18 protein-coding genes are annotated in these 15,263 nt (G+C 58.4%); 7 read left to right on the forward strand and 11 right to left on the reverse strand.

The window, feature by feature from the left end; all coding sequences use genetic code 11:
- A partial coding sequence (hemA, locus tag ACP5J3_RS04980) for a glutamyl-tRNA reductase (protein WP_428494660.1) occupies positions 1–1,011 on the reverse strand: 1,011 nt, incomplete at its 3' end.
- An 85-nt stretch (positions 1,012–1,096) separates the two neighbouring features.
- On the opposite strand from hemA, the gene ACP5J3_RS04985 reads away from it, so the two are divergent.
- The gene (locus tag ACP5J3_RS04985; RefSeq protein ID WP_428494661.1) at positions 1,097–2,137 is read left to right on the forward strand and encodes a formate--phosphoribosylaminoimidazolecarboxamide ligase family protein; all 1,041 of its coding nucleotides are present in this window, start codon (positions 1,097–1,099) and stop codon (positions 2,135–2,137) included.
- Here the strand turns inward: ACP5J3_RS04985 and ACP5J3_RS04990 are convergent.
- The 3 genes from ACP5J3_RS04990 to ACP5J3_RS05000 are packed head-to-tail and all read right to left on the reverse strand — an operon-like array spanning position 2,117 to position 4,266.
- A complete protein-coding gene (locus ACP5J3_RS04990) occupies positions 2,117–2,347 on the reverse strand; it encodes a ferredoxin (RefSeq protein WP_428494662.1) in 231 nt (76 codons plus the stop codon). The genes ACP5J3_RS04985 and ACP5J3_RS04990 overlap by 21 nt on opposite strands.
- Positions 2,348–2,393: 46 nt before the next feature.
- The gene (locus ACP5J3_RS04995; protein WP_428494663.1) at positions 2,394–3,218 is read right to left on the reverse strand and encodes an aldo/keto reductase; all 825 of its coding nucleotides are present in this window, start codon (positions 3,216–3,218) and stop codon (positions 2,394–2,396) included.
- Positions 3,219–3,258: 40 nt separating this feature from the next.
- Complete coding sequence (locus ACP5J3_RS05000) at positions 3,259–4,266, reverse strand: formate--phosphoribosylaminoimidazolecarboxamide ligase (RefSeq protein ID WP_428494664.1); 1,008 nt, start codon at positions 4,264–4,266, stop codon at positions 3,259–3,261.
- 179 nt (positions 4,267–4,445) lie between these two features.
- Here ACP5J3_RS05000 and ACP5J3_RS05005 point away from each other — a divergent pair, with 179 nt between their 5' ends.
- The 5 genes from ACP5J3_RS05005 to ACP5J3_RS05025 are packed head-to-tail and all read left to right on the forward strand — an operon-like array spanning position 4,446 to position 7,632.
- Positions 4,446–5,450, forward strand: a complete 1,005-nt coding sequence (locus tag ACP5J3_RS05005) for a 2-hydroxyacid dehydrogenase (RefSeq protein ID WP_428494665.1) — start codon at positions 4,446–4,448, stop codon at positions 5,448–5,450.
- Positions 5,447–5,842, forward strand: a complete 396-nt coding sequence (locus tag ACP5J3_RS05010; RefSeq protein WP_428494666.1) for a thiamine pyrophosphate-binding protein — start codon at positions 5,447–5,449, stop codon at positions 5,840–5,842. The genes ACP5J3_RS05005 and ACP5J3_RS05010 overlap by 4 nt, the downstream gene beginning before the upstream one ends.
- Positions 5,770–6,399 (forward strand): hypothetical protein, encoded by a 630-nt coding sequence (locus ACP5J3_RS05015; protein ID WP_428494667.1) that lies wholly within the window; start codon positions 5,770–5,772, stop codon positions 6,397–6,399. The genes ACP5J3_RS05010 and ACP5J3_RS05015 overlap by 73 nt, the downstream gene beginning before the upstream one ends.
- The gene (locus tag ACP5J3_RS05020) at positions 6,318–7,094 is read left to right on the forward strand and encodes a thiamine pyrophosphate-dependent enzyme (RefSeq protein WP_428494668.1); all 777 of its coding nucleotides are present in this window, start codon (positions 6,318–6,320) and stop codon (positions 7,092–7,094) included. The genes ACP5J3_RS05015 and ACP5J3_RS05020 overlap by 82 nt, the downstream gene beginning before the upstream one ends.
- Before the next feature lie 19 nt (positions 7,095–7,113).
- On the forward strand, positions 7,114–7,632 hold the full coding sequence (locus ACP5J3_RS05025; protein WP_428494669.1) for a hypothetical protein: 519 nt from the start codon (positions 7,114–7,116) through the stop codon (positions 7,630–7,632).
- Here ACP5J3_RS05025 and ACP5J3_RS05030 read toward each other — a convergent pair.
- From ACP5J3_RS05030 to ACP5J3_RS05040, 3 genes are read right to left on the reverse strand one after another with little or no spacing between them, the layout of a single operon-like run.
- Positions 7,625–8,863, reverse strand: a complete 1,239-nt coding sequence (locus ACP5J3_RS05030) for a serpin family protein (RefSeq protein ID WP_428494670.1) — start codon at positions 8,861–8,863, stop codon at positions 7,625–7,627. The two genes, ACP5J3_RS05025 and ACP5J3_RS05030, sit on opposite strands and share 8 nt — an antisense overlap.
- Positions 8,864–8,911: 48 nt before the next feature.
- Positions 8,912–9,148 carry a winged helix-turn-helix domain-containing protein gene (locus tag ACP5J3_RS05035; protein ID WP_148682957.1) on the reverse strand — a complete coding sequence of 79 codons (237 nt, stop codon included), beginning with the start codon at positions 9,146–9,148 and terminating at the stop codon, positions 8,912–8,914.
- The gene (locus tag ACP5J3_RS05040; protein ID WP_428494671.1) at positions 9,124–9,870 is read right to left on the reverse strand and encodes a hypothetical protein; all 747 of its coding nucleotides are present in this window, start codon (positions 9,868–9,870) and stop codon (positions 9,124–9,126) included. Before ACP5J3_RS05040 ends, ACP5J3_RS05035 begins: the two co-directional genes overlap by 25 nt.
- A gap of 46 nt (positions 9,871–9,916) precedes the next feature.
- Here ACP5J3_RS05040 and ACP5J3_RS05045 point away from each other — a divergent pair, with 46 nt between their 5' ends.
- Entirely contained in the window at positions 9,917–10,969 is a 1,053-nt protein-coding gene (locus ACP5J3_RS05045; RefSeq protein WP_428494672.1) for a DUF488 family protein, read from the forward strand.
- Here the strand turns inward: ACP5J3_RS05045 and ilvD are convergent.
- The 4 genes from ilvD to ACP5J3_RS05065 are packed head-to-tail and all read right to left on the reverse strand — an operon-like array spanning position 10,947 to position 15,197.
- Entirely contained in the window at positions 10,947–12,635 is a 1,689-nt protein-coding gene (gene ilvD / locus ACP5J3_RS05050; protein ID WP_428494673.1) for a dihydroxy-acid dehydratase, read from the reverse strand. The genes ACP5J3_RS05045 and ilvD overlap by 23 nt on opposite strands.
- A 29-nt stretch (positions 12,636–12,664) precedes the next feature.
- Positions 12,665–13,705 (reverse strand): radical SAM protein, encoded by a 1,041-nt coding sequence (locus ACP5J3_RS05055; protein WP_428494674.1) that lies wholly within the window; start codon positions 13,703–13,705, stop codon positions 12,665–12,667.
- A complete protein-coding gene (locus ACP5J3_RS05060) occupies positions 13,702–13,980 on the reverse strand; it encodes a hypothetical protein (RefSeq protein ID WP_428494675.1) in 279 nt (92 codons plus the stop codon). The genes ACP5J3_RS05055 and ACP5J3_RS05060 overlap by 4 nt, the downstream gene beginning before the upstream one ends.
- A complete protein-coding gene (locus ACP5J3_RS05065; RefSeq protein ID WP_428494676.1) occupies positions 13,977–15,197 on the reverse strand; it encodes an NADH-quinone oxidoreductase subunit NuoD in 1,221 nt (406 codons plus the stop codon). The genes ACP5J3_RS05060 and ACP5J3_RS05065 overlap by 4 nt, the downstream gene beginning before the upstream one ends.
- Positions 15,198–15,263 lie beyond the last annotated feature (66 nt).

Consider the following 15,263-nt stretch of genomic DNA (forward strand, 5'->3'; position numbering starts at 1 on the left):
CTCCTCGGCTACCGCCATGGCGTGGGCCATTAGGCTGGATATTGCCTCTTCGATGTGCCTCTTGGCGAGGTGCCGTGGCAGTTTTGCAAGCTCCTCCTCCACGATTGCCTCTGCCTTTACAGCCTCCTGCATCCTCAGGGCGTTGTATCTCTCCGCCAGCTCCGTCAAGTCGCCTATCCTCACGGTCTTCACGGGGAGGCCGGGGGCTACGGAGTAGGGGACGCCCAGGTCTATGATTAGCTTGACTGACGCGCCGTCGGGCACCGTGTCAATGACGTAGTCCAGGGTGTGGATTGAGGAAAACACCACGTCGCACTCCTTGAGGCACCGCTCCACCTCCTCTCTGGTTAGGGGCCTCGCCTCGGCGCCGATTTCAGCCGCCAGCTCAGCCGCCTTTTCAAAAGTCCTGTTTAGGATGTATAGCTTCGCCACGCCCCTCTCCGCCAGCTCTCTGGCGAGCCCTGCGCCCACGGCCCCGGCCCCCAGCACCGCCACCTTCGCCCTGCCCAGGTCGACGACTTGGGAGGCGTAGATTATGGAAAGGGCGCCGAGCCCCGCGGGGCCTCTGGAGATGCCCGTCTCTGTCCTCACCCGCTTCCCAACATGTATCGCCTTTTCCACAATTGTTTTGAGGAGGCCCTTGGTGTAGCCTGCCCGCACTTGTCTGGCAAACGCCTCCTCCACCTGGCCTAGTATGTCTGTCTCTCCCACGAGCATAGATTCGAGCCCAGCCGCCACTCTGAAGAGGTGCCTCGCCGCGTCGAGGCCTTTCAGCACCTTTACCGAATCAACGTAGCGTCTGTACCGCGTGGCGACTGAGCTAACCTCCTCCTCCGAGGCGCCGTATAGATAAGCCTCCACTCTGTTGCATGTGTGGAGGACGAACATGGGCCTCCGGGGGCCCAGGACTTCGATGCAACCCCTCATCTCCTCGCCGACTTTGCCCAGCTTGTCGGCGTCGGCGTCTTTGTATGTTAAAATCACCGCCGAGAGGGGGGATAGGAGATCCACGTCTCTCCATATTTGTCCACTATTTAAGCGATATTACACGAATTCTATACACATAACATGTTTAAACCCGGGCGTGCGCATCTACGTGGTGTCTGTGGCGGTGCTGGCCTCCCACAGCGCCCTGGACGTGCTGGACGGCGCCAGGGACGAGGGTCTTAAGACAATCGCCGTGGCGAAGAGGGGGCGGGACAGAGCCTACAGAGAGTTCCCGGTGGTGGACAAGCTCATCGTCCTAGACGACTATAGAGACATCTTGAAGATCGTCGACGAGCTCAGGAGGGAGGAGGCCGTCTTTGTGCCTAACCGCTCGTTCGCCGTCTACGTGGGCTACGACGCCATAGAGAGGGAGTTCGCCGTGCCTATCTTTGGGAACCGCTACCTCCTTAGGTGGGAGGAGAGAGTAGGGCCTCAGAACTACTACCGCCTCCTCGACGAGGGGGGTATTAGGAGGCCGCGCACATTCCGCGTCGACGAGGTCGACCGCCCAGTCATTGTGAAGATGCCGGAGGCGGAGAGGCGGGTGGAGAGGGGTTTTTTCATCGCCCGGGATAGAGACGACTTGTTGAAAAAGGCGAGGAGGCTGGCGGACGCCGGCGTCATAAAGCTTGAGGACCTCCAGAGCGCCTCTATTGAGGAGCTTGTGCTGGGGGCCCACTTCAACGCCAACTACTTCTACTCCGTGGTGAGGAGGAGGCTGGAGCTCCACAGCTTCGACAGGCGGATACAGAGCGACCTCGACGGGGTCTACCGCCTCCCCGCCCGGGACCAGCTGGAGCTCGACCCGGAGGTGCGCTACGTGGAGGTGGGCCACGAGCCGGCGACTATACGCGAGTCTCTCCTTGAGAAGGTTTTCGACATTGGGTATAGATTCGTCGAGGCGGCTAGGAGACTGGTGCCCCCCGGCGTAATCGGCCCATTTACGCTTCAGTTTATCGTCACCCCTCAGCTAGACCTCGTGGTTTACGACGTGGCCCCGAGGATCGGGGGCGGCACAAATGTGTACATAGGGGTGGGCGGGCAGTACTCAAAGCTGTACTGGGGGAGGCCCATATCTATCGGCCGCCGTATAGCTATTGAAATCCGCGAGGCGGCGGAGAGGGGGTTGCTATCCGAAGTCACCACCTAGCCTCCTCCGGGTAATCCCACCGTTGGGGCAGGCCCTGGCGGCTCTCATGACGTTGGGCAACAGCTCCTTCCCCACGACGCCCTCGTCTATACGCCCGTCTAGTCTATACTCCCTCCTCACGGCCGACAAGCCCTCAACCATTTCAAAAACGGCACCTTGACACAAGCCGCAGCCAGTACACAGCCACCTATCAACCTTTACGTAAATCACAGAGGTGTACACCCCCGGAGTAAATAATTTTGTTTCTACCCACCGGCTAATACTGGAGTCTATATATGTAGAACTGCTTGTCTATGAGCTTCCAGTCCTCTTCTTTCATCTCCCAGCCGATGGACTGGGCAATCTCCTCGATGTGCCTCGCGTTCGAGGCCTTGACCACGGGCACCACGTTGGGTATCTTGGTGTACCAGTTAAGCGCGATCTGCACGGCGCTTTTCTCGTACCTCCTCCCAATACTCCCGAGGAGGGGGTCGAGGGCCAGGGCCCCCCGTTCAAGAGCGCTGTATCCCAGGTAGAGGAGCCCCTCCCTCTGGGCGAGGGGCAGGACGTCGAGCTCGTCTCTTCTATAGCGCAGACTGTACCTATTCTCCACGGCGGCTGGCTGGAGCTTCTTCGCGCATGTAAGCGCCGACGCAAGCTGGCTGTGGGTAACGTTGCTCAAGCCGTAGTGGTCGGCCAGTCCCCTAGCCACGGCGGCCTCGAGCACCTTGACGACGTCACATATCGTGTAGCCAGCGGGCACCCAGTGCAACATGGCGATCCAAGGCCTCCTCCCTAGCCGCTCGGCTGAGCGGGACAGCCTCTTGAACACCTCCTCTGGCTCTAACGAGGCTGGGTGTATCTTTGACACGACTAACACCTCCTCGACGCCCGAGGCGGCGATTTTTATCAACTCCTCGGCGTGTCCGTCGCCGTACAGCTCAGAGGTGTCGACGAGACGGAGGCCCAGCTCAAAGCCCCGCCTCAGCGCCCTGACCCACTCAAAGTCATTGGATTCGTCACGCCTCCAGAAATCACCCCCAATGCCGAAGGTGCCGAGGCCAATCTCGGGGACGCATCCCACAGATTTTACACACTTCACGTTTTGAGATTCGTTATCACTTTTTAAGATTTTTCTATCATTATGTGAAAAGATGTTCTAATTTACCTATTTTCACCGCCTCCCTTATCTCGTGGGCTATTCTCTCCCCCATGTCCATAGGCCTGTCGAAGTAAAGGACTGAGTAGGGCGAGCCGTAGCCCATGTAGATGTTGGTACCAGCCACGATCCTTCCTGAGAATTCGAAAACAACTATTGACATGTCGTCTTTTATTATCGACTCGAGGCAGTAGGGCCCGGCCATTCTACAGCCGACCACCTCCTCCACGGCCTTTGCGAACCTCTCGCCGTAGTCCTGTATCCTCGGCAGTAGGGACTCCCTGAGCACCAGGGGGAGGTTGCCTACCACTACAAACGTCGGCTCTGCCCAGCCGAATGTCCTCCCGTCGACGTTGCTCTCGTATCTAATATCTGCGCCGAATATCTCCACTCTAGAATACACGGGAGAGGCGAAGTAGTGGTAGTACGCAGGTACGCCGAAGAGGTACTCCTGTACTATATACGGCTCGGACACCGCCGCGAGTCTGCGGGCAAGCTCCCCTCTGTCCCGCGCCACGAAGTACCCCCTACCCCCCTTGGCTCCGAAGAGCTTGACGATGACAGGCCCCTCGGCCTCCTCAGCCGAGCGGTAGATCTTCGGAATGGGGATGCCGGCCTTCTCTAGGAGAGACATCTTCTTGAACTGGTCGGCCTCCCACCTCAACAGCTCTCTACACCCAAGCGTGGGCACCGGGGCCTCCAGCGCCTGCCTCCACCCCACGTACTCTACGTAGGACCCGTGGGGGATCAGCACCGCGTTGCTGGAGGCCAGCCTTTCAGCAACCTTTCTAAAGTTGGAAAAATCCGCGGTCCACACCTCGTCGACGAAGCTAAACTGGCGGTAGAAACGCGCAGTCTCCTCCCCCCTGGCCACCGCAATAGTCCGGAAGCCGTACTTCTTAGCGCCTCTTAATATTTGGAGAGCTGTGTGGGAGGCTACCGTAGCTATGGCAAGGCGGTCGAGGTCGTATGTTTTTAGTATGTGCGACATGTGGCAAGTTGCTGTCTTAGTTTTATAGGTTTATTTGGAGTCCCATAGCGCGTATTAAACCTTCTCTTTAATTTCTTTTATAGTTTCTCCTTTCTTTTTCAGAATTTTTAAAATTTCATAAATTATTTATTATACGTTCTTTATTTTTAATATTTAAATAGAGTTGTTATGACTCCCATATGGGGAAGTATAAGATTGTCGTCTTGTCGCCTGTGCCAGAGGCATTGTTAAGGATGTGGGCCGCGCCCATTGCGCAGAAATACGGCATATCTCTTGAAGATGTTGAGGTAGTCACCTTCTTTGAGCCCAACTATGATGAGATTAGTCGAGAAGTTGCCAATGCTGACGTTGTTGTTGGGGATTACACTTTCCGGATTAAAATCGATGCGTCTCTCTGTGGAAAAATGGCGAAGGTAAAATTAATACAGCAACCAAGTACTGGCTACGACCATATAGATGTAGAGTCTTGTGCAAAGAGGGGGATACCTGTGGCCAACATCGGAGGGGCTAACGCCATTTCGGTTGCTGAGCACACCATAATGCTTGCACTTATGTTGTTGAAGAGGGCTGTATATGCCCATGAGAGGCTTGTTGGCGGCCAGTGGACTCAAGGCGAGCTTATGAACATAATCGGGGAGATATATGGCAAGACTTGGGGTGTCTTGGGCATGGGTAGGATAGGTAGAGAGGTGGCCGTTAGGGCTATGAGCTTCGGCGCCAAGGTGGTATACTACGATGTGGTTCGTAAGGAGGATGTGGAGAAGCTAGGCGTTGAGTACAGACCATTTAACAGACTTCTGGCAGAGAGCGACATTCTCAGTATACATGTACCGCTTACTCCGCAGACCAGGGGGATGATAGGCGAGCGCGAGCTTAGGATTATGAAGCCCAACGCGGTGCTTATTAACGTATCACGTGGAGAGATTACAGACGAGGCGGCGCTTGCAAAGGCGGTTAGAGAAGGCTGGATCGCGGGGGTCGGGGTTGATGTATTTTCTACAGAGCCGCCGCCGCATGACCACCCGCTTCTGCAAGCCGCCAGGGAGGGGTTAAACGTTATTGTGACGCCTCACATAGCCGGCGCTACTAATGAGGCTAGGATGAGGATTATAAACGTCACTCTTGAAAATGTGTTTAAGGTACTCGCGGGTCTGAAACCGGATAACGTCGTAAATATGCCATGAATGTAGCGCAGGTTGTTGTTAAGTGCTTGGAACAGCTAGGCGTAAAGAGAATTTACGGATTGGTAGGTACATCAATTTTAGACTTCATAGACGCAGTTAGAGACAGCGGTATAAGGTACATCTCAACGCGCCATGAGCAAGTCGCCGTGTCGATGGCAGATGCCGAAGGGAGGGTAACAGGCAAGCCAGGCGTGGCCGCCGTGCATGCAGGCCCTGGCTTTTTAAATTCTCTAATCTCGGTGGCAAACGCATACAAAGACGTGTCGCCTTTATTATTAATATCTGGCGCAGTTAAAAGAAGACTCGGCGGGCTGGATTCGTGGCTAGAGGTGCCGCAGAGGGAGATTATCAGCCAATCGTCAAGGCCGCCTATAGAATCGACAAGCCGCTAGACGCCGCCAAGATAGTGGCAGAGGCCTATTCTATCGCCGCCTCACCACCACAGGGGCCGGTCTTTATCGAAGTTCCAGAAGATGTATGGAGTGTGTCGTCTGAATACATGCCGTGCCGGGCAGAGGTGCGCCTCCCTCCACCAGTTCCGGTGGATGGAGTTAAGAAGGTGGCGGAGTTGCTGTCAAGGGCTAGGAGAGTGGTTATTCTTGCTGGTGGTGGTGTGAATAGCGAGGAGGGGTCGAGGCTTTTGCTACAGCTAGCGGAGAGGTGGCGGATACCGGTGGCTGTGACTGGAAATGGGCGTGGTGCCTTCCCCGAGGATCACCCACTTTTCCTGGGGCGGGCTGGATTTGGTGGGGGTAACATAGTTGCGGATCAAGCACTGGCTAGGGCTGATTTAGTATTGGCTGTGGGGGCGGGCTCTCCGACACGACTACCTACGGCTACAACTACGTCCCCAGGGGGGACATCGTCGTGGTTAACCTCGACCCGCTGGCTGAAAAGAAGCCTATTCCCTACACCCTATATTTCTACGGCGACGCAGTCGATTTCTTGAAAAAGCTCCTAGCTATTGATCTAAACATAAAACTTGATGAGGATTGGTATAGAGAATTAGAGGGGCTCAGGGCGAGTTGGAACACGTTGCTGGAAGAGGCGCTTTCGAGAAAGTACCAAGGTTTTGTAAATCCCTCGAAGTTCTTCCAAGAGCTTGGCAAGGCGCTTCCTAGGGAAAGTGTAATGGTCGGCGGGCAAGGAATGCACATAGTCTACACCTTTAGCTTCGTGAGGATAAAAGCTGTGCGGGGATACCTCGCAGCCTTTAATCTAGGGGCTATGGGCTTCGCCTTCCCGGCGGCGCTAGGAGCTAAACTGGCGTTGCCAGAGCGCGATGTATACGCCGTGGTGGGCGACGGCGAGTTTATGATGACTGTGCAAGATCTAGAAACGGCGGTTAGGGAGAAGATTCCGGTAAAGGTTATAATCGTAAACGATAATTCTTACAGGGTCCTTTACGCTAGGCAAAAGGCGCAGAAAATGGGCAGGGTCTTCGGCACGCTCCACACAAACCCAGATTTTGTAAAACTAGCAGATGCATTTGGTGTAGAGGTCATGTCAATAAACTCAGACGAAGAGATATCCAAAGCCGTGAAATATATCACAGAAAAAAGCGAAGGACCCAGAGTTCTTGAAATTAAGATTCACCCAGACGATTTACCTCCAATGAACATAGAAGCCGCATTGAGATTTTAATACCTGACATATAACATCCATGTTTTTTGGCAGACAGTACAGCGAGGAGGAGCTACGGCTTATCCGTTGCATGGAGGAGGTGGTGGCGGGCTCGGGGGGAGAGGGGGGTGATAAGTGCCTCAGGGCCGCCGCCGAGTATCTGTGCCGGAAGAGGCTTGGCGAGGCGGCGTCGCTGGACAAGATCGCGGCAAGACACAGGGCCCAGTTGCTCTGCGTCTATAGGTGGTACAGCAAGCTTTTCCAGATGGGGTACAGATATCCCAGGGACGAATTTGAACACCACCTTGAGACGGTGAGGAGGATCTACGGGGAGGCGGTAGCCGAGGAGGTGAGGAGGCTGTACGAATTTCTAAAGTCTAAGGGCGCCGTCCAGGGCCTGAAGCCTGGCGGAGTCGTCGCCGCCCTCCTGTACTACGCCGCTAAGAAACACCGCTTTAAATACGACGTGGTGAAGGTTGCGTATGAATTCGACACGTATCCAGAGACGGTGGAGAAAAACATAGTCCTCTTCCAGTGGTACATCCACGGAATCATCTAGGGTCGACCACGTGGCCTATGAAGTAGATAGTCTTCGTGGACCTGTCGGCCAGCACGAATATAAACGGCTTATCTATAACGACGTGGCGGCCCCCCGTCTTGGCGCAGATAGGCTTCACAACTACCCCCGTGGCCGCGCCCGCAACGACGCCGTTTTCGTCAGCCTTTATGAACGCGCCGTGGAAAACGTCGTCGATGTAGAGCCCCCCGTATTTCTTCACGTCCACCATCTGTGAAAAATCCGCCTTTTCGGGGCTGAAGGCGTCTGCGATGCCCATGTCCATGAGGGGGGGCTTGATTGACTGCTTAAACTCGGCCTTGAAGAGGGGCATCTTCACACTCACCACCTCGTCTGGTAGCGTGGAGACGGCGTCTAGTAGCTTCTCGTAGGTCAGCGTCTCTACATATCTGCGGAAGTCCGCCGGCATAACTATGTACATGGCGACGTCTGTATCTCTGAAGAGCAACTCGACGACAACGACGTCGTCGGAGACCCTCCCCCTAAGAGAGGGGTCACTACAGCTCCCCAGGCTCAGAGACATGTACTCCACGGGGCCGACCCCTCCAAACTCGGCCTTGCCCACTCTCACAAACCTCTCGGGCCACCAGCTCCCGTTGAAAAACAGCGTAGAAACCAGCACTGCGTGGGGCTCCCAACCGACTGGGTAGTCCTCGGGGATTAAGCCCTTGACTAGGCCCCTGGTCCTCTCCTCAACCCACTTGTTGATATGCCTCAGAGCCCCCTTGACATCTCTTTTGAAATCTACCTTCCTCACCTCGGCGCCGATGCACCTCAGCCTCGACAAGTAGCTATCCGTAACCGGCATATCCGCCTGGAGCCAAGCGGCCACGCCCTCCTCCACCCCCCGGCCCGCCCTCGGCAACGCACAGGGATCTTCGCCGAAGCCCATCACCCTCTTGATCTCCTCCCTCGTGGCGCCGGAGGCCCCGGCGTACGCCGTGGCAAAAGCCTTGTAGACTGTGTACGGCGAGATGACGAGATTCCTGTCTATCCTCTGCAGTGCGACCCTCCTGTACAGCTCAACGGCGAAGCGGCCGTAGGAGCTGTAGTTCACGACGCCGCCCCTCTCCGTTAGGTTGAGCGGGGGGCTCCCCGTCGGGGGCTCCGCGGGCGGGGCCTCGGAGCCGACCTGTGCGGCGAGGTAAGCCAGGTAGAGCGCCACCGCTATGACCGCCGCCGTCGCTATCGCCGTCAGCACCGCGGTCTTCATGGAGACGCGTGGGCACCTGCTTTAATACCTAATGTACCGCCAGTACATCTATAGAAGTTCGTCCAGGGCCCTCTCCAGGGCTTTTGCAACTTCGTGACCCCTCTCCGTCAGCCTCACCGAGCCGTCTCTCTCCACCACCAGCTCCCTCTGCTTCAGGAACTCTAGATACTCGAGGAAGCGGGGGTAGTTGAGCCTGGTCCTCATGTATAGCTGTGTCCTCCCCATGGGGCCTTGGAGGAGGGCTAGGAGTATGCGGGCAATCACGTCAAGATCGTACTTAGCCATACGGCGAGCCTCCTCCTCGCCCGGTAGTAGTGCCAAACGCCCCACACCCCCGGCACGGCCAGAGCCGCGTATAGGGGGCTTAGCGGGGCGAGGGAGGCGGACGCGGCTACCGTAGCCGCCGAGAAGGGCAGAATTGCCTTGAAGCGCCTCCATTTACACAAGGCGCCTCCGCAAGCCAGTGAGAGGTACACCGCGTAGATGTACAAAGCCACCCCAGCCATGCCAGAGGCGGCGCTCCACAGCGCCAGCACCCACCTCAACCCCGGCACGTAGTTGCCAAGCGGAACGTACCCACCACCCTCGGCGGGCTTCGGGGTCGCATTGCCATAATCTACATACCTTACGTCGTAGTTGACGTTCACCAGCACAACTGTCACATTAGCTCTGCACAGCGCCTTCTTTGCGGTGTCGTTGTAAAACGGCCAGGGAGCGGCTCCGCCACTGCATATATCAACCGTGACGGTGCGGCTGGCCGCCTCTGTCCAGTTCCCCTCCCTATTTTCCGCGGCAGGTCTTTTGTCAGTAATAACAGAGCCTCTATGGAACACCTCGGACCTGTTAGCTGTCGCCTGGGTCGCCGCGGTGTAGTGCAGGGCCGTGGGGGTGGCTGACAGGGCGTATGCCGATGTGGCTGTGTGTAGAGCCACCGCCACGACGCCGGCAGTCGCCAGGATGAACAAGAGGAGCAGCCTCGCGCCGCCTAAAGTTCTTGGGCGAGCCACTTACCTACCGTGGTGGGGGTTTATAAGAGAGATGTACTGGCAGTACATGGCGGTCTACACCATAGGCTACTCTGGCTTCTCCCCGGAGGAGTTTCTACACACCCTCGCCAAATTCGGCGTGGAGGCTGTTGTAGATGTGAGGCGCTACCCCCGTTCTAAAACCGCGTTCTACACAGCCAGCGCTCTGAGGGAGGAGCTGGGGAGGGTCGGCGTTGAGTATCTCTGGTTTGGGGAGCTGGGGGCCCTCGGCGTTAGAGGTCCCCGCGCGGGTTGCGTCGACTCGGCCACCTTCGACATGTACGTCTGGAGGCTGTACCACTACGCCCCGGCGATCCTACAGCTGGACGAGCTGGCTAAGCTAGCCGAGAGGCGCGTAGTGGCGCTGGTGTGCAGAGAGGAGGACTGGCGCCGCTGCCATAGGCAGTTCATCGCCGACTACCTGGCGAGGAGGGGCTTCCCGGTTCTCCACATAAGGAAGAGGGGGACGGAGGGGCACGTAAAGACCAGATGCGCCGAGGTTTTCGACCCGCCTCCCGTCGACGTCGTGAGGAGGGTGTACGAGGATTTTAGACACCTGTGCCCCGCCGGCCCCGTCTACCTCTTCGGCGGGGCGCTGGAGGGCTCCGCCGCAGATGTAGACGTGGTGGTGTACGGCCTGGGGGAGGGGTTGCCGAGGGGCTACGATGCCCAGTTCATCCCGGCGCCTAGGGAGGACCTCTTCCACTTCCACGTCACGTACAACGGGGTCTTGATATGTGGAAAGCCCATCAAAATACCCTTCGAGAGGAGCCTCGCCAACGAGCTGGGCGAAACCGAAGAGAGGGTGAGGGCTTTTCTACACTCAGGTGACCCGGTGGTGGTTTGCAAAGCCGCCAAAGAGCTGGCCTTCGCCGCGGCGGCTGTGCTGTGCGGCCCGAGGACCAGCACGTGGAAGAGGGTGAAGCGTTGTCTAGAGGAACACGGACTGGAGCTCCCCCAGGCATTTAAAAACTGCCTGGCGCCCCCACCCCCCGAAGTTTTGAAGCTACACAGGTCCTTTGTAGAAAAAGTTGCGGGGGTGCTGAGAGGTTTTCGGGCTAGTGAACCGCGGGGGAGGTGACGGCGCCTTTGTCGGCTTGCTGCACCAAGGCGGCGTATTTAGCCAGGAGTCCTCCCCTGTACTTGGGCGGGGGTGGTGTCCAGTTGGCGCGCCTCCTCTTCAGCTCCTCCTCGCCTACGTCTAGCGTGAGGCGGCCCCCCTCGCCGTCTATTACAATCCTGTCGCCGTCTTGGACGAGGGCTATTGGGCCCCCCACGGCGGCTTCCGGCGCCACGTGGCCGACCATTATCCCCCTTGTGGCTCCGGAGAACCGCCCGTCTGTTATCATAGCCACGTGCTCCCCGAGCCCCGCGCCGACGATGGCGGCGGTTACCTTCAGCATCTCCGGCATGCCGGGCGCCCCCCTTGGCCCCTCGTAGCGTATCACCACGACGTCCCCCGGCTTTATCTCCCCGGCGGCCACCGCCTTGAAGGCCTCTGCCTCTCCGTCGAAAACCCTGGCCCTCCCCTCGAATCTCAACCTCTCCGCCGCCCCCACCTTCATCACAGCGCCGTCTGGGGCGAGGTTGCCCCGGAGGATTCTAATGCCGGCGTAGGGCTTGTAGGGCCTCTCCACGTCGTAAAGCACCCCGGCCTCCGGCACCGCCGGCGGCTGCCACCTCTCCAGCAGTTTGCCGATGGGCTCCCCCTCCACCGTGAGGGCCTCCGGCCTCAGAAGGCCGGCTTTGTAGAGCTTTTTCAACACCCTGGGGACCCCGCCCAGCCTGTCCAGATCCTGCATTGCGTATGGGCCGGCCGGCCTCAAGGCGGCTATCACGGGGACTTTTCTACTAATCGCGTCGAAGTCGTCGAGGGTGAACTTCACCCCCGCCTCATGTGCGATGGCGATTAGGTGGAGTATGGCGTTGGTGGAGCCGGCGGTGGCGAACAGAGCCACTGCGGCGTTGTGGAAGGCGTCGTAGGTCAGCACCTTGCGGGGGGTTATGCCCAGCTCCGCGGCTTTGAGAACCGCCCTGCCGGACGCCACCGCGTACGCCCTCCGCCTGGCGGAGGTGGCCGGCGGCGAGGCGGAGCCTAGGAGAGAGAGCCCGAGGGCCTCCCCCAGCATGGCCATGGTGTTGGCTGTGAACATGCCTTGACACGTGCCGTAGGTGGGGAAGGACAGCTCCTCAACCCGCTTAAGCTCCTCCATGGTGATTTTGCCAGCTACATAGGCGCCGACGGCCTCGAAGACGTCTTCTATCGTGAGCTCCCTCTCGCCCATGAACCCAGCCTCCGCGGACCCGCCGTATAGATAGACGGCGGGGAGGTCAAGGCGGGCCATGGCCATCATGATGCCTGGCTGCGTCTTGTCGCACCCCCCTATCCCCACCCAGGCGTCTACTCCGTGGGCGTTGAACTGCGCCTCTATTGTATCTGCTATGAGGTCTCTACTTATCAGCGAGTACCTCATCCCAGGCGTCCCCATGTTTATGCCGTCGTTGACCACTATGGTAGGCGCGGCGAGGCCCACGCCCCCCGCCTCCTTGACCCCCTCCTTTACATACCTCACCAAGTCGAGGGTGTGGTAGTTGCAGGGCCCTAGCTCAGACCAAGACGCCAGCACCCCAACCAGAGGCCTTGCAATGTCCTCGTCTGTTAGCCCTATGGCCCGGAGGTAGGAGCGGTGGGGGGCGTTGTCCACGCCGTCGTACCACTGAGGGCTACGTATCTTCACCTTGACCATATATTGACTATAGGGCTGATATATATCTATTACCTCCCCGCCGGGCGGGCTATGTATATGTTGTGGCTGTCCTCAATAACTTTTACACGCATCCGCTGCCCCACCAGGTCTTCAGAGGCCCCGCTTCCTAACACCAGCGTCATCACTCTGTCCCAAACCGCCGTGCCCCGCCTAGACGTCGGCACGGCCAGCAACTCCCCTTTGAAAATCCCCCTACCCACCACTTCAACAGCTACGTAGTCCCCCACTCTGTAGGGCTTTGGCAACTCCGGCGCCTTGTGTATTCTGTACTCCCCCGGCTTCGGTATCAGGGCGACGCCCAGCTCCCGCTCCATCTCCCTCAGCCTCTTCCAGAACTCTCCCCAGGTCATGGGCCTCGTCTTTACACGCCTTCCCCTTTTGTGGGGGATGTACTTCTGTATCAAGACGGGGGTGCCTCCCCTCCCCACGCCGTGCTCCACCGCCCACTTCACGATCTTGGGCATCTCCGCGTCGTTCAAGCCCGGCACCCAGACGGGGCTAATCACCACGTTTATCCCAGCCTCCAGCGCAGTCTTTACCCGGCTGAGGATCAGCTCCACGTCGTACCAGTCGGCCCCGGCCAGCTTCTTCGCCAGTTGTGGATCCATGGCGTCGATACTTACGTTAAATCTGTCGAGGCCGGCCGCCGCGAGTTCCCTAATCCTCTCCACGTCTAGCATGTACAGGCGGGTCTGCATGGAAACCACGGCGACGCCGGGTATAGCCTTCGCCCCTCTTACCAGCTCGGCGAGGTCCTTGTAGAGGCCGGGATCCCCCATGCCGTCGATGTGGACCTCCACGTCGCCGGTGTTCTTGAACCTAACCACCTCCTCCAGCGCCGCCAGCAAAGCGTCGGGCTCCACAACGTACTCAGCCCACCTAGCCCTAGACAGAGGCCCCGCGTTGACTGAGCAAAACACGCAGTTCAGCGAGCAGAGGCTCGTAGGCCTCACCTCGACGACGTTGGTCCCCCTATCCACTATGCCAAAAGCCAGAGTACCCACCAGGGGGGTCCCGGCCCCGATTACGTAAACAGGCCTGTCTCTCACCTAGGCGCCTCGCCGAGGCCGTGGATTGGGAACCTCCTGAAGGAGAGAGGCTGTTTTGTCTGGTTGGAGTAGGCCACTAGCTGATCCACGGTGGCCGCCGGCACGTACCAGATGCGCCGCCCGTCTTGGCTCACTCCGTATATAACCGCTTCGCGGCTTGACACCAGCCCCATCTCCCTCAGCTTTTCAATTATGGCGTTGGGATGCGCGCCGCCGTCTACCTCAAGCTCGACAACGCCGCCGCGATCTAGGTCCAGCAACCTCACCAGCGTCATCGGTCCGCCTCAGGAGGGAAGTATCCAAACGACATGTAGACCGCCGGCATATCCGCAAGCCGCTGGCTCTTCATAGCCTCCACCATTCCCAGGAGGTTGCGCCAGCTGGGCGTGACGACCCTCATCCTGTACACCCTCTGTAGGCCCGTGGTCCACAGGTGGGTCATGGACAGGCCCCTGGTGGCCTCGGCCATGCCCATCCACTCCCCCGGCTCCGGGTAGAGGTAGGTGTAGACGCCTAGAACCCCGGATATCCCCTCCCTTCTGTACTCGGGGTTTTTAAACAGGAGTGCGTTGTCTATCACGTCGCCGCCGGGTAGCTCACTCAGCGCCTTCCTAACCAGCGCTATGGAGGCTTGTATCTCTCCCCACCTCACCACAGTCCTAGCCCACGCGTCGCCTCCCTTCTCCACCACCGGCTCGACGCCGAACTCTCTATAGGCGTCGTAGGGATATGCCTTCCTCACGTCGAAGTCCACCCCCGAGGCGCGGGCGAAGGGCCCCACCACGCCGAGCTCAGTCACCCTCTTGGCGTCCAGCACCCCCACGTTCTCAAGCCTAGCCCTAGTCACGGGGTTGTCTAGAAACAGCGTTTTAAAGTCTTTAAGCTTCTCCTCGACCTTCCGCAACAGCCTCTCAACCGCCTCCACATGCTCCGGCTTGAAGTCCCTCCTGACACCCCCCGGCACTAGATACGCAGTGGTAGTCCTAGCCCCCGTTATCTTGGCGAACACCTCGGCGAAGAGGTCCTGCAGAGCGAAACCCCACATAAACGCAGTGGAGTGGCCTAGGAAAATCCCCAGGAGCGAGAGGTCGTAGAGGTGGGTCCTGATCCTAGTAAGCTCGGCCATTATCAGTCTAAGGTACTGGGCCCTGGGAGGCGGCTCTAGGGCGAGGCCCTTCTCCAGCGCCAGCACAGTGGGGTATATAATATTCGCGCTGTCCATAATCGACGCCTTCTCCACCAGCGGAATCAGCATCCAGTACGGCCTGTTCTCCCCCAGCTTCTCTATACCCCTGTGCACAAAGCCGGGGTCCGGCACCACGTCCACGATGACGTCTCCGTCCACCACGACGAACAGCCTCATGTGGCCGGAGCCCGGGTGCTGAGGCCCCACCACAAGGGTGAGACCACGGCGCCCGTTTGTGAGAGCCTCCTCCTTCTCCAAGTAGTAGGTGGTGCCAAAGTTCAGGTTGAACGGCCACTCATTTAGCATGGCTAATCTCCTCCTGGAGCTCCTTCACAGACTTTAAGAGGGCCTCCGGGGTTGGGGGACAGCCAG

Source organism: Pyrobaculum sp. (assembly GCF_049971835.1).
GTDB lineage: Archaea > Thermoproteota > Thermoprotei > Thermoproteales > Thermoproteaceae > Pyrobaculum.